We start from the raw sequence: 21,129 nt of genomic DNA on the forward strand, positions 1-21,129 counted from the left end.
GCTCCCGGAGGGAACGGATCACGCTGCTACTCTGGCACGTCCATCGTTCAGTGCCGGTCAACGCCATGCAAGACAGTCGTGCGCGCATCTATGCCGCCATCGCCGCGATCCCGCCCGGACGCGTGGCCAGCTATGGCGCCATTGCCGCCCGGGCCGGGGTGCCGGGGCGCGCGCGGCTGGTCGGCAGATTGCTGGGGGAGACGCCCGCCGGCATGGAACTGCCCTGGTTCCGTGTGCTGCGCGCCTCGGGCGAGATCGCCCTGCCCAAGGGCAGCCGGGCTTTCCGCGAACAAGTGCGGCGCTTGCGGGCCGAGGGCGTGGAGGTGAGGAACGGGCGCGTGGCGCTGTCGGCATTCGGACTGGATGCCGACCTGGATCGCGTGCTGTGGGGGGTGCTAGGCGGCTAGGCGGCTAGGCGCGTGGCCGTCAGCTAGTGAAAAAAACCGAACGTCGTCGCGCGGGAATCGGCACGGACGTTCGGGTTTTCGCAGGCGCTCAGCCGCCCTGCCTAGCGAGGCGCTCCGCCATGGTTTCATCCGGCGGCACCAGCGGTGCGTCCGGGTGCGCGGCAGCCTCGCGCTCGGCCGCCTCCACCGACGGCGTGCGCCAGCCGGAGGCCACGCCCCACAGGTAGAACACCAAGCCGATCACGCCGACCACCACGAGATCCCAACCGTAGGGCAGGTAGCCCTTGCCGCCGAAGGTGGTGCTGCCGGCCCAGGAGACGAAGGCGATGGTGGGCAGGTAGGCAATCAGCCACCAGGCGCCCTTCAGCTGCCGGCCGAAGTCGTGCCAGCCGGCCTTGGCCTGGTAGTAGAAGTAGATCGGCAGTGCCACGACCATCAACAGGATGATCTCGCCGGTCAGCGGCCACTTCGCCCAGTACAGCAGCTCGGTGGACATCACGAAGGCGATGCCGGCCAGCACCGGCAGGCCCGAAAGACGCAGCGGGCGCAGCAGGCCTGGCGCGGTGCGGCGCAGGGTCATTACGCTGACCGGGCCGGTCAGGTAGGAGATGATCGTGGCCACCGAGATCACCGCCGCCAGCGTGCCCCAGCCACGGAAGAAGAACAGGAACAGGAACGACACCGCCAGGTTCACCCACATCGCCGGGCGCGGCACGCCCCACTGCGGATGCACGCGGCCGAGGATCTTCGGCAGCGTGCCGTTGCGCTCCATGCCGTAGAGCATGCGCGCGGTGGTGGCGGTGTAGGTCATGCCGGTGCCGCTGGGGCTGATGACGGCGTCGATGAACAGCAGCGTGGCCAGCCAGTGCAGGCCGAGGATGATGGCCAGATCGGCGAACGGCGAGCTGAAGTCGATACCGTGCCAGCCCACGTTGGCCAGCATCTCGCGCGGCACCGCGCCGATGAAGGACACCTGCAGCAGCACGTAGATCACCGTGGCCAGCACGATCGAGCAGACGATGGCGAAGGGGATGCTCTTGCCGGGGTTCTTCGCCTCGCCGGCGAGATTCACCGGGCTCTGGAAGCCGTTGAAGCTGAACACGATACCGGCGATGGCCACGGCGGTGAGCACCGCGGCGAAATCGGTGGCATGCACTTCGCCGTGGATGCCGACGCTGAAGTTCTCGGGGTGGAAGCCGCTCATCATCAGCAGCACGGCGGTGAGCGCGGGGATCACCAGCTTGAACAGGGTGATCGCGGTGTTGGAGCGCGCAAACAGCTTCACGCTCCAGTAGTTCAAGAGGAAGTAGCCGATCACCAGCACCGCCGCGATGGCGAGGCCGGCGTGGCTCAGTTCGCCGTGGCCGCCCGGCGCCTGGTGGTAGAGGTTCTTCGCCCAGTCCCACTTCCACGAGGACATGTACTGCGCCGAGGCCTCGGCCTCCACCGGGATCACCGAGACGATGGCGATCCAGTTCGCCCAGGCCGCGATGAAGCCCACCAGCGAGCCGTGCGAGTAATGGCCGTAACGCACCATGCCGCCGGATTCGGGGAACATCGCGCCCAGCTCGGCGTAGGTCAGCGCGATGAACAGGATGATGACCGCGCCGATCACCCAAGCCCAGACCGCGCCAGGGCCGGCGATCTGCGCCGCGCGCCAGGCGCCGAACAACCAGCCCGAGCCGATGATCGAGCCCAGGCCGGTGAGCATCAGGGCGAACGGGCCGACGTCGCGGCGGATCGAGCTGTGGGGAGACATGAAGACACCTCTGGGCACGCATCGCGTGTCCGCTGAAAGGTGAATGGTTGCAAACTTGCGCCATGCTTGTCACGCGGCGAACGCTCCACGCGTTGCAGTGCGTGCGATACCACGAGGGTGATGCTGGGGGATGGGCTGTTTGGCGCGTGCCCTTTTACGACGAAGCAAGTCGATCAAGGTTGCAGCGTTGCATACTCGCCGTGCTTGCCGAAGCGCTGCGGCTGCTTGCCAACCCGCGCGCATAGCGACTCCCCACAGCGCGTGATTGCGCCGCTCTGGGTGGCTTGCAGGATGTCCCTGCCAAAATGCGCCTGCTCAACCTCCTGCATGCTCCGGTGCGCGATCCATGCAGCGCCACCTGCGGCCAACAGCGACCCCGCCAGCAAGGCCACTGCCCCCATCCAGACCATGGAGCGGCGCGCTGCCGCCAGTCCTGCGCGTTGCTCGTCCATGGCCCGCACCGCCGATTGCATGCTGTTCGAGGCTTGCTGCAACTGGTGCTGGAAACCCGCCACGGCCTGGCCGGCGCCCTGCGCAATGGCCCGCTGGGTATCGGCGCCAATGCGCTGCAAGGCTTGCTGCGCGAATTGCTCGCCGCCGCCATTCAGCCGGCCAACCCCCTGTTCCAAGGCCGCCGTCGCCGCCTCGATCCGCTGCACGGACTGCAGGTTGCGGTCGTCGAGTCGATCCACGACGGCCAGCAGTTTCGCCAACGACTGTTGAACCTGCTCCGTATTGCCGTCCATGCGTTCGATGCTCACGTGAAGTTACAGGCAGAAGCCCTGGGATTGCTGATGCGTCTGCTGCTGGAGCGCTTGCTGCTGCGCCAGCTGCGCGGCCTGCTGCAAGTCCCAGTCGCGATTCAGGTCGTGGGCCTGCTGCTGGAACTGTTGCCCATCTGGTGTGCACAGGTAAGCTTGCGCCGCCTCGTGCCGCGCCTGATCCCACACACCGTTGTCCGGGTTTTGCGCGGCCACATAGAGGCGATCCAGCCACTGGTCGAATGCGCTTTGCGGCGTATTCGGCTGTCGCGCCAGCGCATCCGGCACGGGCGCATTCGGCATGAGTTGGCGCTCAAATTGCCGGCTCAGGGCCTCGTTGCGTGGCTCGGCATCGTACGGGTTGGGTATGCGCCCCATCTCGCTGCGTGGCACCTCCCGCGTTACGTAACCGTCGGTGTCAAGACGGTTGATACGCGGCGTGAGCTCGTAGATCAGCATGCCCTTGCGCGAATCGTGGATCACGTCCAGACGCGGATCATCCGGCTCAACGCCCTTTTCGAGGAACGGCCGATCGCTCAATCCGTTCAAGTAATCGACCGCGAGATTGCCGGTGCGTACCGCCAGGCCATCGCGGTGATAACCACCACCCACATCCGAATGCGCACCCGGCACGTAGACCCCGGCGAAGCGGCCATCCGGCGTGATGCCGGGGTCGATGAGGCGGTCGGATTTGAACAGACTGCGGTGCTCGTCCAGTGCCGTGAACTGGATGCCGGAAATCACCGACGGCGGCAGGCGGCGATCCTCGTTCATGGCGTGACCGGTACCCACCGGGTCGAACAGCGCCACAGCCTGCGCCACTTCATGCGCGCCGATCAGGGCTGGCTTGGTGTATTCGACGGAGGTGATCTGATGTCGGGAGCCGTAGGTGTAATGGGCACCGGTGGGATCCTGGATGCCGCGCTCTTCCACGATGCGTGCAAACAGCGCTTCCACCTCGGCACCGCGGCTGAAGCCGATGCTGGCGACGCGGATTTGGGCGTGCGGGTCTTCGTTGCGCCAGTGCTTTGCTTGCTCGATGAACTGCAGATACATACCTTCGGCGCGTTCATCAACGGTGTAGCCAGTCATGTTGTCCAGGAGCTTGACGAACGGGGCGTGCTGCTCGGTGCCGGGGCCGGAGACATAGCCGTAGCCGATACTCGGATTGTTGCTGGTCTGTATCTGCCTGACCGTCAACCCTACATTGGTGATGTGTTCCGGGTCGTTGACCATGTCGTTGCCGGTACCATCCATCGCCGCCACGAACAGACGCTCGTGCGGGTTGTTGGCGTGCAGCAATACCGGTATCTGGAACGTGGCCAGTTGCTGGCGTGCTTCGGCGTAGGCGGACAGTCGGCCGGTGGCATCCGCATAGGGCACCCCGTCGTCCTGGATGCCGTCCGGATCAAGCTTGTCGTGGGAGCCCATGGCAGCGTTCCTTGCTCAGTAGGTGTGGGTCCACGCGAGGATGACATCGTCGCGAAAATCACTGTCTTTGTTGCCTGGAACCTGTTCCGTCTTGGTGGCAATGAACGCACGCATGTACACGTTGATGGTGCGGTCGTTGATCTCAAGATAGATGCCGGGCGCCCCTCCCCAAGAGCCATCCGGTATTTCCGAATCCGGCACGTGGTACAGCACCCGCTGATCCTTGAAGATGGCGCCGATATCCACTTTGGCCTCGTGCGTAGAGCCATCCAGCGATGTCCACCTCACTTCGGCGGGCGGCGGGAAGTTGCGGATACCGAGATACCCGGCCAGCCTCCAGCGCTCCCTGTAATTCGGTGATGGCGGTGGTGGCGAAGGCTGTATATCCGCCTTGTAGGGCGTGAGATTCATGTTGGCGTAGATCACGTGGCAGCGCACCGTGTTGTAGCAGTACGCCGCAAACGCATGGTTGTAGAACTTCAACGGGAACATGGATGAAGCCACTGCGTGCCCCTTCGGTGCATCAGGCTGGGTGGACATGACGGGCTGGCACCCCGTGGTCAGCAGGAGGAGAGCGGCGGTCGGCAAGGTGGCGCGAAAAAACGGGGATCGATTAGGCATGGTTCCATCCATCTGGCAGTCGCTGTATGTGAAAGATGGCACGCCCCAAATCGAAAGTCTTGTCGTCCAATGCCTACACAAACAGACGCTCGTGCGGGTTGTTGGCGTGCAGCAATACCGGTACCTGGAACGTGGCCAGTTGCTGGCGTGCTTCGGCGTAGGTGGACAGTTGGCCGGTGGCATCCGCATAGGGCACCCCGTCGTCCTGGATGCCGTCCGGATCAAGCTTGTCGTGGGAGCCCATGGCAGCGTTCCTTGCTCAGTAGGTGTGGGTCCACGCGAGGATGACATCGTCGCGAAAATCACTGTCTTTGTTGCCTGGAACCTGTTCCGTCTTGGTGGCAATGAACGCACGCATGTACACGTTGATGGTGCGGTCGTTGATCTCAAGATAGATGCCGGGCGCCCCTCCCCAAGAGCCATCCGGTATTTCCGAATCCGGCACGTGGTACAGCACACGCTGATCCTTGAAGATGGCGCCGATATCCACCTTGGCCTCGTGCGTAGAGCCATCCAGCGATGTCCACCTCACTTCGGCGGGCGGCGGGAAGTTGCGGATACCGAGATACCCGGCCAGCCTCCAGCGCTCCCTGTAATTCGGTGATGGCGGTGGTGGCGAAGGCTGGGCGGTTTCAAGGTCCACGTGCAACATGATCAATGAATTGTTCCGGCGCTTGCTTCGGCGAGCCTCAGGTGGTCGTTGTAGACCTCCAGCGGGGTACGGAATTGATGACGCTTTCGCGGTCGGGTGTTGAGGCTGAGGGCGATCTGGTTGAGCTCGTCCTGGCTGTAGACCGACAGGTCGGTGCCCTTGGGCAGGTACTGTCGAAGCAGGCCATTGGTGTTCTCGTTGCTGCCGCGCTGCCAGGGGCTGTGCGGGTCGGCGAAGTACACCTGCACGCCGGTACGCAAGGTCAGGGCGTCGTGGTAGCTCATCTCCTTACCCTGGTCGTATGTCAGCGTCTTGCGCAAGGCTTCAGGGATGCTCTTCAGCGCCTTGCCAAAACTCTCCAGTACGTCGGCTGCGCTGGCGCTGCTCATCTTGGCCAGCACCACGAAGCCGCTGGTGCGTTCGACCAGTGTCCCCACGGACGAACGGTTGCCGGCGCCCTTGATCAGGTCGCCCTCCCAGTGTCCGGGAATCAAGCGATCCGCCACTTCCGGTGGACGTACGTGGATGCTCTGCATGTTCGGTATCTGGCCGCGTCGATCCATCCCGCGCGTGCGTGGCTTGCGCGTGCTGCGGCCTTGGCGCAGGCAGTCGATCAACTCCTTGCGCAGTTCGCCGCGCGGCACCAGGTACACCGCGGTGTAGATCGTTTCGTGAGACACCCGATAGCTCGCCGCGTCAGGAAAGGCCCTCGCCAGTATCCCGGCGATCTGCTCCGGCGACCAGCGTGCCCGCAACAGCGCCTGCACGGTTTCCCACAGCGCAGGGTCGTCCAGTTTTCGCGTCACGCGCGGTTTGCTCCGGCATTCCCGACTACGCTGATGCGCCGCCTGCGCCTTGTAGTTCGCCGGGTCGACACGTGCCCGGCGGCGCTCGCGACTGATCGTGCTCGTCGCACGTCCCAGCGAGCGGCCAATGGCACGCAGGCTGTCACCCGCCTCCAAGCGGCGCTGAATCTCCACTCGCTCTTCCAGGGTCAGTTCGTTGTACGTTCTCATCGCAACAGCCTATGTCAGAATCGGCAAGGTGTTGCACGTGGAGTTTGAGACGGCCCTGTATATCCGCCTTGTAGGGCGTGAGGTTCATGTTGGCGTAGATCACATGGCAGCGCACCGTGTTGTAGCAGTAAGCAGCGAACGCATGATCGTAGAACTTCAACGGGAACATGGATGAAGCCACTGCGTGCCCCTTCGGTGCATCAGGCCGGGTGGACATGACGGGCTGGCACCCCGTGGTCAGCAGGAGGAGAGCGGCGGTCGGCAAGGTGGCGCGAAAAAACGGGGATCGGTTAGGCATGGTTCCATCCATCTGGCAGTCGCTGTATGTGAAAGATGGCACGCCCCAAATCGGAAGTCTTGTCGTCCAATGCCGCCGCGAACAGACGCTCGTGCGGGTTGTCGGCGCGCAGTAATACCGGCACCTTGAACGAAGCCAGTTGCTGGCATTGTTTCGGAGCAAGCGGGCAGGCGGTCGGTGGCATCCGCACAGGGCACGCCGTCGTCCTGGATGCCGTCTGGGCCCGGCTTGTCGTGGGAGTCCATGGCAGCGTTCCTTGCTCAGCTGGTGTGTATCGGCGCAGGGATGACGTCGCCCTGATCGTCACGGTACTTGTCTCTGGAATCTGTCGGGGTGCGCCTATGGTTCGACCGCGTCTTGGCTGCTGCTTAAGACTGGTCGCCTGCCATCAGGGTGCAGCGGCCTCGATTGGCTTCAGCACTCGATGACGTTGACCGCCAGGCCGCCGCGCGAGGTTTCCTTGTACTTGTCCTTCATGTCGCGGCCAGTGTCGCGCATGGTCTTGATGACCTTGTCGAGGCTGACGCGGTGCTTGCCGTCGCTCTTCAGCGCCATGCGGCTGGCGTTGATCGCCTTGACCGAGCCCATCGCGTTGCGTTCGATGCAGGGGATCTGTACCAGGCCGCCGATCGGATCGCAGGTGAGGCCGAGGTTGTGTTCCATGCCGATTTCGGCGGCGTTTTCCACCTGGTGGATCGTGCCGCCGAGCGCGGCGGTGAGGCCGCCGGCGGCCATCGAGCAGGCCACGCCGACTTCGCCCTGGCAGCCGACCTCGGCGCCGGAAATCGAGGCGTTTTCCTTGTATAGGATGCCGATGGCGCCAGCGGTGAGCAGGTATTCCACGATGCCGGCCTCGTCGGCCTTGGGGCAGAAGCGCAGGTAGTAGTGGCCCACGGCGGGGATGATGCCGGCAGCGCCATTGGTGGGCGCGGTGACCACGCGGCCGCCGGCGGCGTTTTCCTCGTTCATCGCCAGCGCGTAGAGATTCACCCAGTCCAGGATGGTGAGCGGGTCTTTCAGCGAAGCTTCGGGCGTCTTGCGCAGTTCCTCGGCCATCGCCGGTGCGCGCCGCGCCACGTGCAGGCCGCCGGGCAGGGTGCCGGGCGAGCGCAGGCCGCGCGCCACGCCGTCGGCCATCGCCTTCCAGATGGTGAGGATGCCGGCGCGCACTTCGGCCTCGCTGCGCCACACGCCTTCGTTGGCCAGCATCAGCTGCGCGATGGAAAGACCGTGCTTTGCGCACTGCGCCAGGAGTTCCTCGCCGTTGTTGAACGGATAGGGCTGGGCGGTGGTGTCAGCCACGATGCGGTCTTCGGCCGCCTCGTCGGTGTTCACCACGAAGCCGCCGCCGACGGAGTAGTAGTCGCGCGTGGCCAGCTCGTTGCCGGCCTCGTCATACGCGGTGAAGCGCATGCCGTTGGTGTGGAAGGGCAGCTTCTCGCGCTTGTTGAACACCAGGTCGCGTTTCTCGTCGAAGCCGATCTCGTGCTTGCCCAGCAGGCGGATGCGGCCGCTGCCGCGGATGCGTTCGAGGATGCCGGGGATGGCATCGGGGTCGACGGTGTCGGGGTGCTGGCCCTCGAAGCCCAGCAGCACGGCCTTGTCGGTGCCGTGGCCGCGACCGGTGAGCGCCAGCGAGCCGTACAGTTCGCCGCGCACGCGCGCCACGCGATCCAGCACGCCTTTTTCCTCCAGCCAGTGTTCGGTGAAGCGCGCGGTGGCGCGCATCGGCCCGACCGTGTGCGAGGAGGATGGTCCGATGCCGATCTTGAAGATGTCGAAGACGCTGACGGCCATGCGCTGCTCGCGGGGTGGGGAAAAAGAAGGCTATTCTACGAGCGGTATCGACCATCCGCAGCCGAATGTCTGACCTGATCCTCTACCAGCGCGACTACTGCCACCTGTGCGACCTCGCGCTGGAGGTCATGGCGCAGGCGCTGGCACCGGAGTTCGAGAGCCGCTGGGTGGACGACAGCGACGCGCTGGAGCAACGCTACGGCACGCGCGTGCCGGTGTTGCGCGATGAGCGTGATGGGCGCGAGCTGGACTGGCCGTTCGATGCGGCGGCAGTGCGGGCTTTCCTCGATATGTGACCACTGCGCGCGGCGCACGCCTGCGCCGCTTCGGCGGCGAGTCAGGATGGGCGGGCTTACTTTGTCGCCAGCACCAGGTGCGCGTGCACCTTCACGTCGGCGCCAATCACCGAGGTGTCGGCGTAGTCGCCGCTGCCCACGTTGAAATCCAGCCGCTTGAGCGTGGTGGCGACGTCGAGCGTGGCGTTCTTCCCCTGCGGCTTGAAGTCCACTGCGAGGCTCACCGGCTTGCTCACGCCGCGCAGGGTGAGCGTGCCGTCGGCGATGACCTTGCCGGCCACGTTGCGGAAGGCGGTCGTGACGAAGTGCGCGCTGGGGAATTGCGCCACGTCGAAGAAGGCTTTGCCGGGCAGGGCGGCTTGCTGGTCGCGGTCGCTCACCGCCACGCTGGCGAGGGTCACCGTGACGTCGAACTTCGACTTGGCGAGCTGCGCCGGGTCGTAGCTGACCGCTGCCTGCCACTGTTTGAACGTGCCGTCGAAGCTCGCGCCCTGGAAGCTGCCGGAAAAGCCCAGCGTGCTGCCGGGGCGCACGGTGTAGTCGGCGGCCAGCGCGGTGGCGGGCAGGGCCAGCGCCAACAGCAAGGTGGCGCCGAGGTGGCGGGTGGTCATGAGCGTGCTCCCTTGGTGTTGTCGGTGGTGTTGCGCAGACGGCCAAACGGCAGCATGCGGCGCAGCACGTCGTCGCCGTCGAAGACATGGTGCTTGAGCGCGGCGCCTACATGCGCCACCAGCAGCAGCACGATGGCCCAGAACAGGTACTCATGCACGGCATGGGCAAGGTGGCGCAGCGCGTCGTCCTTCGCCGCGATGCCGGGCAGGTTGAACAGCTTGAACCACTGCAGCGGCTTGCCGGTGACCGAGTTGAACCACCAGCCGGAAAGCGGCAGCGCCAGCGCCAGCAGGTACAGCAGGCCGTGCATGGCGCGCGCGGCCAGCTGTTGCCAGCGCGGCGCCGGCTCCTCGCGCGGGCGGCCGTCGATGCCGCGCCAGGCCAGGCGCAGCAGCATCAGCGCCAGCACGGTGAGGCCGATCGACTTGTGCAGCGCCAGCCAGTTGATCTTCTGCATCGGGTTGGCGGCCAGATCCATGCACAGGCCGAACACGCCGTTGCCGAGAATGGCCAGCGCCACCAGCCAGTGGAGGGCCTTGGCGACCGTGCCCCAGCGGCGTTCGTTGCTCAGCAGCATGTCGGACTCCTGCGTCGTCGTGGCTGCGAAGTCTGGAGGATCGCCAGGGCGTATGCCAGCGAGGGCGGCCGAACGCAGCGTTCGTGCCGGCGCACGATGCGTGGCGTGCGTGCGTGGCGTGCCTGCAGCCACCGGGTGTGGCGACGGGCCGCACTCGCGGTGGCCGACCAGTTTTGGCATGATCGACCGACACGCCGGGGCGGCGACCGCCGCGTGCGTTCCTGACGCTCTCATGCATGGGGATAGCATGGCATTCCGGCCGTGGATGATCGCCGCTTGGCTCGGCCTGGTGCTGGCCAGCGGGCCGGCCCCGGTGCTGGGTGCCGCTGCCGCGCCGCCGCTCGCGACGGATGCCGCGCCCTTGGCCACGCCGCAGTTTCGCCGCTACGGGGTGGACGATGGCCTGCCCAGTTCCAATGTCTATGCGGTGGTGCAGGATCATGACGGCGCGCTGTGGTTCGGCACCAAGGGCGGTATAGCGCGTTTCGATGGCGTGCGCTTCGAGGTGTTCCGCCACGTGGCGAACGATCCCGGCTCGCTGCACGACAACGGCATCGCGGCGCTCATGGTGGACGCGCAGAACCGGCTGTGGGCGGTGGGCCTGAATGCCGGCTTGAACCGCTATGACGCCGCCAGCGGCAAGTTCATCCACTGGGGCCACGACCCCGACGATCCGGCCAGCTTGTCCAGCGACCGTGCTTGGGCGGTGGCGCAAACGAAGGATGGCACGATCTGGGTGGGCACCGGCCACGGACTGGATCGCCTGTTGCCCGGTGGGCGTGGTTTTGCGCATGTGGACTGCCCCACGCCGACGGGCAAGCCCGCCACCTGCGGCGAGGTGGCGGCGCTCTATGCCGATGCGCGCGGCCAGTTGTGGATAGGTCGCGCGAGCAGCGTGTTCCGCCGCGATGCGCAGGGCGTCATGCACCCGGTGCGGGCCGCCGAGCCCGGCCTGTCGCTGTCGGCCTGGAACATCGCGGGCGACGGCGACGAGGTGCGCCTCGCCACCACCCACGATCTGCTGATGGTCGGGCCGGACGACGTGGCGCGTCGCTTTGGCGGCGCGGCTATCCCCGCCACCAACGTGATGGACAGCGTGCGTGATCGCGAGGGGCGCCTGTGGATCGGCACCCAGCGTGGCCTGTTCATGCAGTCGCGCGCCGATGCGGCGCCGCTGGCGATCACCAACCAACCCGCGCTGGCCGGCAACCTGCCAGGCACTTGGGTGTGGCAGATGTGGGTGGATCGCGCCGGTGGCCTGTGGCTGGCCTTGTTCGATGGTGGCGTGGCCTACCTCGCACCCGGCTGGGGCGGCTTCAGCCGCTTCACCCATGTGCCCGACGACCCGGCCAGCCTGCGCGATTCCATCGTCGCCACCATGGCGCGCGGCCGCGACGGCCGGCACGTGTGGGTGGGCGAGCGCGCCGGCCGGGTGGATCGGCTCGATCCGGTCACCGGGCAGGTGGAGCACAGTTTTTCCGGCCTCGGCGGCGACGTGGCCGGCATGACCGAGGACAGCCGCGACCGCCTGTGGGTGATCGTGCAGGGCGGCATCGACGTATGCGATACCACGCACCATCGCTGCACGGCCGTGAATCCGGGTTCCAGCGGCATGCAGATACCGCTGGAAGTGGAGCCGGGGCCGGATGGCCAGATGTATGCGCGCAGCTTCGGTGAAGGCATCTTCCGCATCGACCCGGACACGCTGGCGGTGCACCCCGTGCCGACGCAGATGGCCAACGACAAGGTGCGCTGGGGCAGCCAGATGACCTTGCGCGATGGCGTGTTCTGGTACGCCAGCGACGGCGGCATGCTGTGGCTGGACAGTGGCCACCGGCGCTTCGTGATGGTGCCGGGTGGGCCCACGGGCAAAAGCGTGGATGCCTTCGCCTTCACCGCGCGCGGCGTGTGGATGGGCAATGCCGACGGTTTGGCGCATTACCGCATCGAGGCGGGCGGCGTGGTGCGCGACCGTATGGTGGGCGTGGCGCAGGGCTGGCCTTCGGTCAGCGTGGTCGACCTCAACGTGGATCGCCGCGGGCGGGTGTGGGTATTTGGCCACGACGGCTTGTGGCGCTACGACCCGGCGGACGGATCGTTCCGTTCGTTCGGGTTGCAGGACGGTTTGGCCAACAGCGAATTCTCGCGCGGCTACGCAGCCATGCCCAGCGGCTACATCTATGCGCCCAGCCTGGGTGGCGTGGTGGCCTTCGATCCCAACCGCATCCATGCGCGCAAGAGCGCGCCGCCGCTGGCGGTCACCGGCATCAGCGTGCAGCGGCGCGGCGTGCGGCAGAGCCTGTCGGCGTCGGGAGGTCGCGTGCGGGTGGGCTGGCGCGATCGCCAGCTCGGTATCCAGGCGCGGCTGTATTCCTACCTCGACCCGACAGCCAACCGTTACCGCTTTTTCCTGCATGGTTTTGACAGCAACTGGGTGGATGTGGGCAGCGCCGGCGAGCGCGATCTTTCAGGTCTGGGCAGTGGCGACTACACGCTGGATCTGATGGCGGCGGGTGCCGATGGAGCGTGGGTGCGGTTGCCGCAGCCGTTGCGCATCCATGTGCAGGCGCCGCCATGGCTGCGCTGGTGGGCCTGGCTGTTGTACGTCCTGTGGCTGCTCGCGGCGCTGGGGCTGGTGCTGTGGGCGTGGCGCAAGCGCCTGGCGCAGCGCCATCGCATCGAGCTGAGCGAGCAGCACCGCCAGCTTGCCGAGCAGGCGAGCGCGGCGAAGACGCAATTCCTCGCCACGTTGAGCCACGAAATCCGCACGCCGATGACCGGCGTGATGGGCATGGCCGAGCTCCTGCTGCACACCCCGCTGGATACGCGCCAGCAGGGCTACACCCGCGCCATGCAACGTTCCGGCGGCATGCTGCTGAAGCTGCTCAACGATGCGCTCGACCTGGTGCGCATCGATGCCGGCAAGCTGGCGCTGGAGCCAGCGCCCTACGATCCGCGCCAGTTGCTGGAGGACGTGGCGCAACTGCAGCAAGGCGTGGCGTGGAGCAAGGGCTTGCGCTTCGAGCTGGTGCTTGCCGACGACTTGCCGGCGCAGGTGCTCGGCGACGCCGTGCGCATCAAGCAGGTGCTGCTCAACCTGGTCGGCAACGCGCTGAAATTCACCGGGCACGGCGGCGTGACGCTGGGCGCGAAACGCGAGGATGCCTGGCTGCTGTTCGACGTCATCGACACCGGCCCGGGCATTCCCGCAGGTAGCCAGTCGCGCCTGTTCCAGCGCTTCGAGCAGGAAGACAGCCCGCAGCGCCGGGTGGGCAGCGGGCTGGGTCTGGCGATCTGCCGCGAGTTGGTGGAGATGATGGGCGGCCGGATCGAACTGCAATCGCAGTTGGGTGCGGGCAGCCATTTCCAGGTGCGCCTGCCACTGGTCGAGGCGGCACCGGCCGCACCCGCGCCCGTGGCGGCGTTCGCCGAGGATCGCCCGCTGCGCCTGCTGCTGGTGGAGGACGATGCCATCGTGGCGACGGTCATCACCGGCTTGCTGCAACAACAGGGGCATGCGGTCTGCCACGTCGGCAATGGCCTGCTGGCGCTGGCCGAGCTGGAGAGCGAGCGCTACGACGCCGTGCTGCTCGACCTCGACCTGCCCGGCGTGGACGGTTTCCAGATCGCGCGACTGATACGCCAGCGCTGGGCGGGTACGCGCCTGCCCATCGTCGCGGTGACCGCACGCTCGGGTGAGGCGGGCGAGGCCGAGGCGTATGCGTCAGGCATGGACGGTTTCCTGCGCAAGCCGCTCAGCGGCGAGCAACTGGCGGCGACACTGCGCAGCGTGCTGGACGGCGTGGCGCTGGCGTAGCCTTGCCGTATTCCGCCGCCATGCGCTGGCATGCCTGCGCCAAAGGGGAAACGGCAATGACCATGGGCTTTCAGGCACCGGCTTGACGTGGGAATGATCCTTGGCGTCGCGGCCTTCCTCACATGTCGTGCTTGGCCAGCTCGAGGCCGCGCCGTTTGTATTCGCCCCACCGCTCACGCGAGCCCGTGCGCTCGGCCTCGTCGGCGGGCACCACTTCGAGCACGCGCTGGAAGCTGCCTTGCGCGCAGTGCTCGCGCAGGTTGAGCAGCAGCGGTCGGTCGGGCGTGTCCACGCCGGGTGGCACGATCAGCACGGCGGCGCCCGCATCGTCGTCGTCGCCAGCGAGCTGGTGCGGGATGAAGGCGTCTTCGTCGAACGCCCACAGCAGCTCGTCCAGCGCCTCGGCCTGCGCGTGGTCGCGGGCGAGGATCAGCATGGGTTGCTGCGCCGCGAACGCGCGCTTCGCCAACTCGCAGGCGAGCAGCAGGGGCTGCTCGCGGAAGCGCGGCTTGGCGATCAGGTAGAAGTCGGCGCGTGGCATGGCGACGGACTCTCGATGCGGGCCGTGCCGATCAGCTGGCGCGGTCGATCAGCCACTGCGCCAGCAGCGCCACCGGGCGGCCAGTGGCCATGCCCTTGCGGCCTTCGTCCCAGGCGGTACCGGCGATGTCCAGATGCGCCCAGCGCTGGCCTTCGGCGAAGCGCGACAGGAAGCAGGCGGCGGTGATCGCGCCGGCGCTCTTGCCGCCGATATTGGCGACGTCGGCGAAGCCGGAGTCGAGCTGGCTCTGGTAGTCGTCCCACAGCGGCATGCGCCAGGCGCGATCCAGCGTGTGTTCGCCCGCGGCGAGCAGTTCGTCGGCGAGGTCGTCGTGCTTGCTGAACAGACCGCTGGCGTGCTTGCCCAGCGCGATCACGCAGGCGCCGGTGAGCGTGGCGGCGTCCACGATGGCCTTGGGCTGGAAGGTCCGCGCGGTCCAGGTGAGTGCGTCGCACAGGATCAGGCGGCCTTCGGCGTCGGTGTTGAGCACCTCGATGGTGAGGCCGGACAGACTGGTGAGCACGTCGCCGGGGCGGTAGCTGTCGCCGTCGGGCATGTTCTCGGCCGAGGGCACCACGCACACCAGGTTCTGCGGCAGGCCCATTTCCACCGCGGCCACGAAGGCGCCGAGCACGCCGGCGGCGCCGCCCATGTCGTACTTCATCTCCTCCATGCCGGGGCCGGGCTTGAGGCTGATGCCGCCGGTGTCGAAGGTGATGCCCTTGCCGACGAAGGCGTAGGGCGCCGTTCCCGCGGCGCCGCCGTGGTATTCCAGCGCGATCAATTTCGGTTTGTTGGCCGAGCCGCGGCCGACCGCGAGCAGCGAACCGAAGCCCAACTGCTCCATCTCCACGTGGTCGAGCACGCGGCAGTCGATCTTCTCGCGACCTTCGGCGAAGGCCTGCGCGCGGCTGGCGATGTAGGCCGGCGTGCAGATGTTCGGCGGCAGGTTGGCCAGTTCGCGCGCGAAACGCACGCCGGCGGCGATGCCGCGCGCCTGCGCCAGACCGACCTCCGCATCCACGCCGGCGGCGAAGGCGAGCGCGGCGAGTTCCGGCTGTGCGCCCTGCTCGCGCGGTTTGATGGTGGCGGTGTAGCGGTAGGCGGCGTGGTCGGCGGCCAGCGCGGCGGTGCGCATGCGCCAGGCGGCGTCGCGACCGGGCACGTCCACTTCGCACAGGTACGAGACGGCCTCGGCCACCGGCAGCTTGTCCAATGCGCGGGCGGACTCGATGGCCGCCTTCCGGAAGCGCGCCGCGTCGAAGCCCTGCTGCGCGCCCAGGCCGATCACCAGCAGACGCCGTGCCTTGAGGCCGGCAGGGGCGTGCAACACGAGGCTGCTGCCGATCTTGCCACTGACGTCGCCGCTTTCCACCAAGCGCTTGATCGCACCGGCCATCGCGCCGTCCGCGCGAGCGGCGGCGCTGCTCAGCACGCCGTGTTCGTACACGGCCACCACGAGGCAGGCGGTGTCGGCGGTTTCGGGGTGGCTGGCGGTCAAGCTGAACTGGAGGGTCATGAGTGTTCCTGCAGGGGCGCGAGGCGGGGCGAACCCGTTAGACTGACGGTTCGCCGAGCGTTCGGCGTGGATACCAGCCGATCATTCTAGCCGATACGATGCCGAGCATTCTCGACCGCTATTTCCTGCGCGAGCTGGCGCAGACCGTGGCCGCCACCGTCGTGGTGCTGATGCTGATTGTGGCCGGCACCGCCTTTGCCGCCGTGCTGCAGCAGGTGGCCAAGGGCAGCTTCCCCGCCAGCGTGATGTTCCAGGTGCTGGGCCTGCGCACGCTGGGCCAGCTCACCAACATGTTGCCGCTGGCCAGCCTGATCGGCGTGCTGATGGCGCTGGGGCGCATGTACCGGGAGAGCGAGATGCACGTGCTGATGTCCTCCGGCATGGGGCCGCACGGCTTGTTGCGGCCGGTGCTGGCGTTGGCGGCGGTGCTGGTGGCGCTCACCGCGCTGGTGTCGTTGTGGCTGGGGCCATGGGCCGCGCGCACCAGCGACGCCCTGGTGACGGCGGCCAATCGCTCGGTGATCGCCGCCGGGCTGGACGCCGGCCGCTTTACCGAACTGCCGGGCAAGGGCGGCATCATCTTCGTCGATGCGCTGAGCAAGGACGGCACCCAGCTCGGGCGCGCCTTCGTCGCCACCCAGCGCGAGGGCAAGGACGGCAAGGCGCACCTCAAGGTGGTCACTGCCGCCAGCGGTGGGCTGTACCAGGAAAGCAGCGGCGACAACCGTTTCATTTCCTTCCGCGACGGCTGGCAGTACGACATTCCGCTGGGCGCGGACAATTGGCGGCGCATGCAGTACCGGCGCAACGATACCGCGCTGTCCAGCGTGACCAGCGACGACGGCGGCGACCCGGCCGAGAGCATGACCACCGCCGCGCTGTGGCACAGCGGCTCGCCCGATGCGCGCGCCGAGCTGGCCTGGCGCACCAACGCGCCGGCGCTGACCCTGGTCATGCTGATGCTGGCCCTGCCGATGTCGCGGCAGAGCCCGCGCGAGCCGCGCTACGGCCGCCTGATGCTGGCGATGCTGAGCTTCTACCTGTACTACCTGCTGCTGGCGCTGGGCCGCGCGCAGATCGGCAAGGGCCACTGGCACCACCAGACCGCGCTGTGGGTGCTGCACGCGCTGATGTTGGCCTTCGCCGGCTGGCTGTGGTGGAAGCAGCATGCGGCGCGCCAGCCGCGCGACGACAAGGCGCTACCCGCGTGAGGCTTTCCGTCAAGCGCGTGGATAAGCTGGTCGCGCTCAGCGTACTGGGCTCGATCGTCGCGGTGTGGCTGGTGCTCACCGGCTTCGACGCGGTCACGCAGTTCCTGCGCCAGCTCGGCAACGTGGGCAAGCACGGCTACACCCTGGTCAACGCGACGGTTTATGTGCTGGTGACCACGCCGCGCCGCGCCTATGAGATGTTCGGCAACGCCGCGCTGATCGGCGGCCTGTTGGGTCTGGGCGGTCTGGCTGCCAGCGGCGAGCTCACCGCGCTGCGCGCCGCCGGCATGTCGCGTCTGCGCATCGCCGCTTCGGCCACCGGGGTGATCGCCGCGCTGACCCTGGGCGTGGTGGTGTTGGGCGAAACGGCAGCGCCGTGGGGCGACCAGCTCGGACAGGCCATGCAGTTGCGGCTGAAGTCCGGCAACCTCGGCACCACGGGCAGCGGGCTGTGGGCGAAGGACGGCGACCGCATCATCAACGCACGCGGCCGGGTGATGCGCCGGGTGGGCGAGCACGATGCGGTGCAGCTCGCCGACGTGCGCGTGTTCACGCTCGCCCCCGACGGCCAGCTCCGCCGCCTTGACTGGGCGCAAAGCGCCGACCACGACGGCCAGACCTGGGTGCTGCACGGCGTGCGCAGCACCACGCTGGATGCGACGGGCGTGCACAGTAGCACGGTGCCCAGCGAGGCATGGCAGTCCAGCCTCAACCCGCAGGTGCTGGCGCAGTCGGTGATCCAGCCGCAGTACCTCTCCATGCGCGACCTGCATCGCAACATGCTTTACCTCGAACGCAACGGCGAAAGCCCCGGGGTTTACGCGGTGGCATTCTGGGGCCGCGCGCTGTACGCGCTGAACGTGCTGCTGCTGGTGCTGTGCGCGATGCCCTTTGCCTTTGGCGCGATGCGTTCGGGCGGCCTGGGCAAGCGCATCTTCATCGGCATGCTGCTGGCGATCGGCTGGTATTTCCTGCAGAAGGCGATGGTGAATTTTGGCACGGTCTACGGGCTCGCGCCGCTGTTGGCCAACCTGCTGCCGGCGCTGCTGCTGGCGGTGCTGGCGTGGCTGCATTTCCGCAAACATGCCTGAGGCTTGTGCCATGAACCTGATCGATCTGCGCAGCGATACCGTCACGGTGCCCACGTCGGCAATGCGCGAGGCGATGCTGGCCGCCGCCGTCGGCGACGATGTCTACGGCGAAGACCCCACCGTCAACGCGCTGCAGCGGCGCCTGGCCGGGGATCTCGGTTTCGAGGATGCGCTGTTCGTCGCCAGCGGCACGCAGTCCAACCTGCTGGCGCTGATGAGCCACTGCGAGCGCGGCGACGAATACCTGGTGGGCATGGACGCGCATACCTACAAGTTCGAGGGCGGCGGCGCGGCGGTGCTGGGCTCGATCCAGCCGCAGCCCATCGTGCAGGACGAGGATGGCAGCCTGCCGCTGGATCGCGTGGCGGCGGCGATCAAGCCGGTCGATCCGCACTTCGCGCGCACGCGCCTGCTGGCGCTGGAAAATACCTGGCACGGCCGTGTGCTGCCGCTGGATTACCTCGCCGCCGCGCACGACTTCGCGCGCGGGCACGGCCTGGCGCTGCACCTCGATGGCGCGCGCATCTTCAACGCGGCGGTGGCGTGCGGCGTACCCGCGCGCGCCATCGCGCAGCATTTCGACAGCGTCTCCGTATGCCTGTCCAAGGGACTGGGCGCGCCGGTGGGTTCGGTGCTGCTGGGCTCGGCGGCGCTGATCGGCAAGGCGCGGCGCTGGCGCAAGGTGACCGGCGGCGGCTGGCGCCAGGCCGGCCTGCTCGCCGCGGCGGGCCTGCATGCGCTCGACCACCACGTGGCGCGGCTGGCCGACGACCACCGCCGCGCCGCCCACCTTGCCGGTTGCCTGCGCGAGATCCCGGGCGTGAACCTGCTTGGCCAGCACACCAACATGGTCTTCGTCGACGTGCCGGCCGCGCGCCTGCGCGCGCTGGACGAGCACCTGCGCGCGGCCGGTATCCGCATCAGCATCGGCTATCTGCCGACGCTGCGGCTGGTGACCCACCTCGACGTGGACGACGTCGGCATCGAGCGCGTGGCGCAGGCGTTTCGCCAGTTCTTCGCGGCGTGAGCCTCAGAGCCGATGAGGATTTCCGCTTTCTGCGGAAATCCTCATCGGCGCGTCCGGCGCAGGTTCGTACGCGCCTTTGCGGATCAATTGCTTGCGTGATCGACCCGCGACCGGCCCTCCGTGGCCGGGCGTCGAGGCTGAAAAAATCACGGCCCCTCAGCCCGTCACCGCCAGGCGCATGCCCCAGTCCAGCAGCGGTGCCGCCACCAGCATGCGCGCCAGCAGCAGCGCCACGATCACCACGGTGGGCGAGAAGTCGAGCATGCCCACGCTGAGCCGGCCGCGCAGCGGGCGCACGAGCGGATCGATCAGGCTGCCGAGCAGGCGCTGCATGGGCTGGTAGGGGTCGGGCGCGAACATGCTCATCAGCGACCAGGCGAAGACCAGTACCAGGTAGAACAGCAGCGCATAGTCGAGCAGTTCGGCCAGCGAGAGCGCGACGAGACCGGCGAACTGCGGCGCGAAACCGGCCAGCGCGAACAGCGCCAGGCGCTTGGCCAGCATGGCCAGCCAGGCAATGAGCAGGGCGGAGAGGTTGAGTCGCCGCCAGTTGGGCAGCACGCGACGCAGCGGCGCCAGCACCGGGTTGGTGGAGCGGTAGATGAACTGGCTGAGCGGGTTGTGGAACTCGGCGCGGCAGGCTTCGGCGGCCACGCGCAGCAGGAACAGCGTGGTGATGGCGTCGAAGGCCAGTTCGATCAGCAGCGCGAAGGCGTTGAGGAAGTAGCTCACGGGCGCGGCTCCCGATCCAGTGCGGCGGCGAGTTCGGCACCGCGGCGGGTGGCGGCGGCCACGGCGCGGGCGGTGATGTCGGTCAGGCCGTCGGCGGCAAAGCTTTCCAGCGCGGCCTGGGTGGTGCCGTTCGGCGAGGTGACGCGGCGGCGCAGCTCGGCGGGATCTTCGCCGCTCTCGATCAGCATGCGCCCGGCGCCGAGGCAGGTCTGCGCGGCCAGTGCGCGGGCGGTGTCGCGCGGCAACCCCTGCGCCACGGCGGCTGCCTCCAACGCCTCGACCAGGGCGAAAAAGTAGGCCGGGCCGGAGCCGGAGAGCGCGGTGACGGTGTCCATCAGCGCCTCGTCGGCAATCCAGCGGGTGAGTCCGGCGGCATCCATGATCTGCTGCGCCAGTGCGCGCTGGGCCGGGGTGACGCGACTGTTGGCCACCATGCCGCTGGCGCCCTCGCCGATCAGCGCCGGCGTGTTGGGCATGCAGCGCACCAGGGGCAGGGCGCCCAGCCAGCGTTCCAGCTGATCCAGCCGCACGCCGGCGGCGATGGAGAGGATCAGCGGATGGCGGCCTTGCAGTGCGCTGCGCACGGTGGCGCAGACGGCCGGCATCACTTGCGGCTTCACTGCCAGCACCACGGCATCGGCTTCGCTCACGGCGGCCTGGCATTCGGCCCAGGCGGCCACGCCAAAGTCGCGCGCCAGACGGTCGCGCGCCTCGGCCTGCGGCTCGGTCACGCGGAGGTCGGCAGGCGCCAGGCCGGTCTTCAGCAGCCCGCCGATCAGGCTGCGCGCCATGTTGCCGCCGCCGACGAAGGCAATGCATGTCATGGGTGGAAAACCTCGCGGGTGGGAACGGGCGCCTACCTTACCCGAGCCGGCCGCGTACTGCGCGTCGCGTGGGTGATGGCGTGCGCGAAAATCGCGCCGGAGGCTGGCCGTTCGCCCTGTGCCGCGAGTAGTATCGGCTC

Annotated in this window: 20 protein-coding genes; 6 read left to right on the forward strand and 14 right to left on the reverse strand. The window is 67.7% G+C overall.

Annotated features, from left to right (window positions below):
* Positions 1-65: 65 nt before the first annotated feature.
* Positions 66-407, forward strand: a complete 342-nt coding sequence (locus AC3WQA_RS13475; protein ID WP_492675557.1) for an MGMT family protein — start codon at positions 66-68, stop codon at positions 405-407.
* A gap of 88 nt (positions 408-495) precedes the next feature.
* Here AC3WQA_RS13475 and AC3WQA_RS13480 read toward each other — a convergent pair whose 3' ends face one another.
* From AC3WQA_RS13480 to AC3WQA_RS13515, 8 genes are all read right to left on the reverse strand, one after another.
* A complete protein-coding gene (locus AC3WQA_RS13480; RefSeq protein ID WP_492675558.1) occupies positions 496-2,166 on the reverse strand; it encodes an APC family permease in 1,671 nt (556 codons plus the stop codon).
* 173 nt (positions 2,167-2,339) lie between these two features.
* Positions 2,340-2,927, reverse strand: coding sequence for a hypothetical protein (locus tag AC3WQA_RS13485; protein ID WP_492675559.1), 588 nt, complete (start codon positions 2,925-2,927; stop codon positions 2,340-2,342).
* 6 nt (positions 2,928-2,933) lie between these two features.
* Entirely contained in the window at positions 2,934-4,358 is a 1,425-nt protein-coding gene (locus AC3WQA_RS13490) for a phospholipase effector Tle1 domain-containing protein (protein WP_492675560.1), read from the reverse strand.
* A gap of 15 nt (positions 4,359-4,373) precedes the next feature.
* Entirely contained in the window at positions 4,374-4,979 is a 606-nt protein-coding gene (locus AC3WQA_RS13495) for a hypothetical protein (RefSeq protein ID WP_492675561.1), read from the reverse strand.
* Between the two features lie 73 nt (positions 4,980-5,052).
* Positions 5,053-5,223 carry a hypothetical protein gene (locus AC3WQA_RS13500; protein ID WP_492675562.1) on the reverse strand — a complete coding sequence of 57 codons (171 nt, stop codon included), beginning with the start codon at positions 5,221-5,223 and terminating at the stop codon, positions 5,053-5,055.
* 15 nt (positions 5,224-5,238) lie between these two features.
* On the reverse strand, positions 5,239-5,631 hold the full coding sequence (locus tag AC3WQA_RS13505; RefSeq protein WP_492675563.1) for a hypothetical protein: 393 nt from the start codon (positions 5,629-5,631) through the stop codon (positions 5,239-5,241).
* Positions 5,632-5,633: 2 nt separating this feature from the next.
* On the reverse strand, positions 5,634-6,647 hold the full coding sequence (locus AC3WQA_RS13510) for an IS30 family transposase (protein ID WP_492673427.1): 1,014 nt from the start codon (positions 6,645-6,647) through the stop codon (positions 5,634-5,636).
* Positions 6,648-7,359: 712 nt separating this feature from the next.
* Entirely contained in the window at positions 7,360-8,742 is a 1,383-nt protein-coding gene (locus tag AC3WQA_RS13515; RefSeq protein WP_492675564.1) for an L-serine ammonia-lyase, read from the reverse strand.
* A gap of 65 nt (positions 8,743-8,807) precedes the next feature.
* Here AC3WQA_RS13515 and AC3WQA_RS13520 point away from each other — a divergent pair, with 65 nt between their 5' ends.
* A complete protein-coding gene (locus tag AC3WQA_RS13520) occupies positions 8,808-9,038 on the forward strand; it encodes a glutaredoxin family protein (RefSeq protein WP_492675565.1) in 231 nt (76 codons plus the stop codon).
* A gap of 56 nt (positions 9,039-9,094) precedes the next feature.
* Here the strand turns inward: AC3WQA_RS13520 and AC3WQA_RS13525 are convergent, their stop codons facing one another.
* Complete coding sequence (locus AC3WQA_RS13525; RefSeq protein WP_492675566.1) at positions 9,095-9,649, reverse strand: YceI family protein; 555 nt, start codon at positions 9,647-9,649, stop codon at positions 9,095-9,097.
* On the reverse strand, positions 9,646-10,227 hold the full coding sequence (locus AC3WQA_RS13530) for a cytochrome b (RefSeq protein ID WP_492675567.1): 582 nt from the start codon (positions 10,225-10,227) through the stop codon (positions 9,646-9,648). Before AC3WQA_RS13530 ends, AC3WQA_RS13525 begins: the two co-directional genes overlap by 4 nt.
* Before the next feature lie 247 nt (positions 10,228-10,474).
* On the opposite strand from AC3WQA_RS13530, the gene AC3WQA_RS13535 reads away from it, so the two are divergent.
* Positions 10,475-14,044 (forward strand): hybrid sensor histidine kinase/response regulator, encoded by a 3,570-nt coding sequence (locus AC3WQA_RS13535; protein WP_492675568.1) that lies wholly within the window; start codon positions 10,475-10,477, stop codon positions 14,042-14,044.
* Positions 14,045-14,162: 118 nt separating this feature from the next.
* Here AC3WQA_RS13535 and AC3WQA_RS13540 read toward each other — a convergent pair whose 3' ends face one another.
* Together AC3WQA_RS13540 and AC3WQA_RS13545 are read right to left on the reverse strand one after the other, a co-directional pair.
* On the reverse strand, positions 14,163-14,585 hold the full coding sequence (locus tag AC3WQA_RS13540) for a DNA polymerase III subunit chi (protein ID WP_492675569.1): 423 nt from the start codon (positions 14,583-14,585) through the stop codon (positions 14,163-14,165).
* Positions 14,586-14,616: 31 nt separating this feature from the next.
* On the reverse strand, positions 14,617-16,104 hold the full coding sequence (locus tag AC3WQA_RS13545; RefSeq protein ID WP_492675570.1) for a leucyl aminopeptidase: 1,488 nt from the start codon (positions 16,102-16,104) through the stop codon (positions 14,617-14,619).
* Positions 16,105-16,202: 98 nt separating this feature from the next.
* Between AC3WQA_RS13545 and lptF the strand changes: the two genes are divergently transcribed.
* The 3 genes from lptF to ltaE are packed head-to-tail and all read left to right on the forward strand — an operon-like array spanning position 16,203 to position 19,433.
* Positions 16,203-17,315: an LPS export ABC transporter permease LptF gene (gene lptF, locus AC3WQA_RS13550; protein WP_492675571.1), complete on the forward strand. Its 1,113-nt coding sequence runs from the start codon at positions 16,203-16,205 to the stop codon at positions 17,313-17,315.
* Complete coding sequence (gene lptG, locus AC3WQA_RS13555) at positions 17,312-18,406, forward strand: LPS export ABC transporter permease LptG (protein ID WP_492675572.1); 1,095 nt, start codon at positions 17,312-17,314, stop codon at positions 18,404-18,406. The genes lptF and lptG overlap by 4 nt, the downstream gene beginning before the upstream one ends.
* 10 nt (positions 18,407-18,416) lie before the next feature.
* Positions 18,417-19,433, forward strand: coding sequence for a low-specificity L-threonine aldolase (gene ltaE, locus AC3WQA_RS13560; protein ID WP_492675573.1), 1,017 nt, complete (start codon positions 18,417-18,419; stop codon positions 19,431-19,433).
* Between the two features lie 156 nt (positions 19,434-19,589).
* On the opposite strand, the gene AC3WQA_RS13565 is transcribed toward ltaE, so the two are convergent.
* Together AC3WQA_RS13565 and proC are read right to left on the reverse strand one after the other, a co-directional pair.
* Positions 19,590-20,165 carry a YggT family protein gene (locus AC3WQA_RS13565; RefSeq protein WP_492675574.1) on the reverse strand — a complete coding sequence of 192 codons (576 nt, stop codon included), beginning with the start codon at positions 20,163-20,165 and terminating at the stop codon, positions 19,590-19,592.
* The gene (proC, locus tag AC3WQA_RS13570; RefSeq protein WP_492675575.1) at positions 20,162-20,989 is read right to left on the reverse strand and encodes a pyrroline-5-carboxylate reductase; all 828 of its coding nucleotides are present in this window, start codon (positions 20,987-20,989) and stop codon (positions 20,162-20,164) included. Before proC ends, AC3WQA_RS13565 begins: the two co-directional genes overlap by 4 nt.
* Positions 20,990-21,129 lie beyond the last annotated feature (140 nt).

This window comes from Rhodanobacter sp. FW106-PBR-R2A-2-24 (assembly GCF_058789615.1).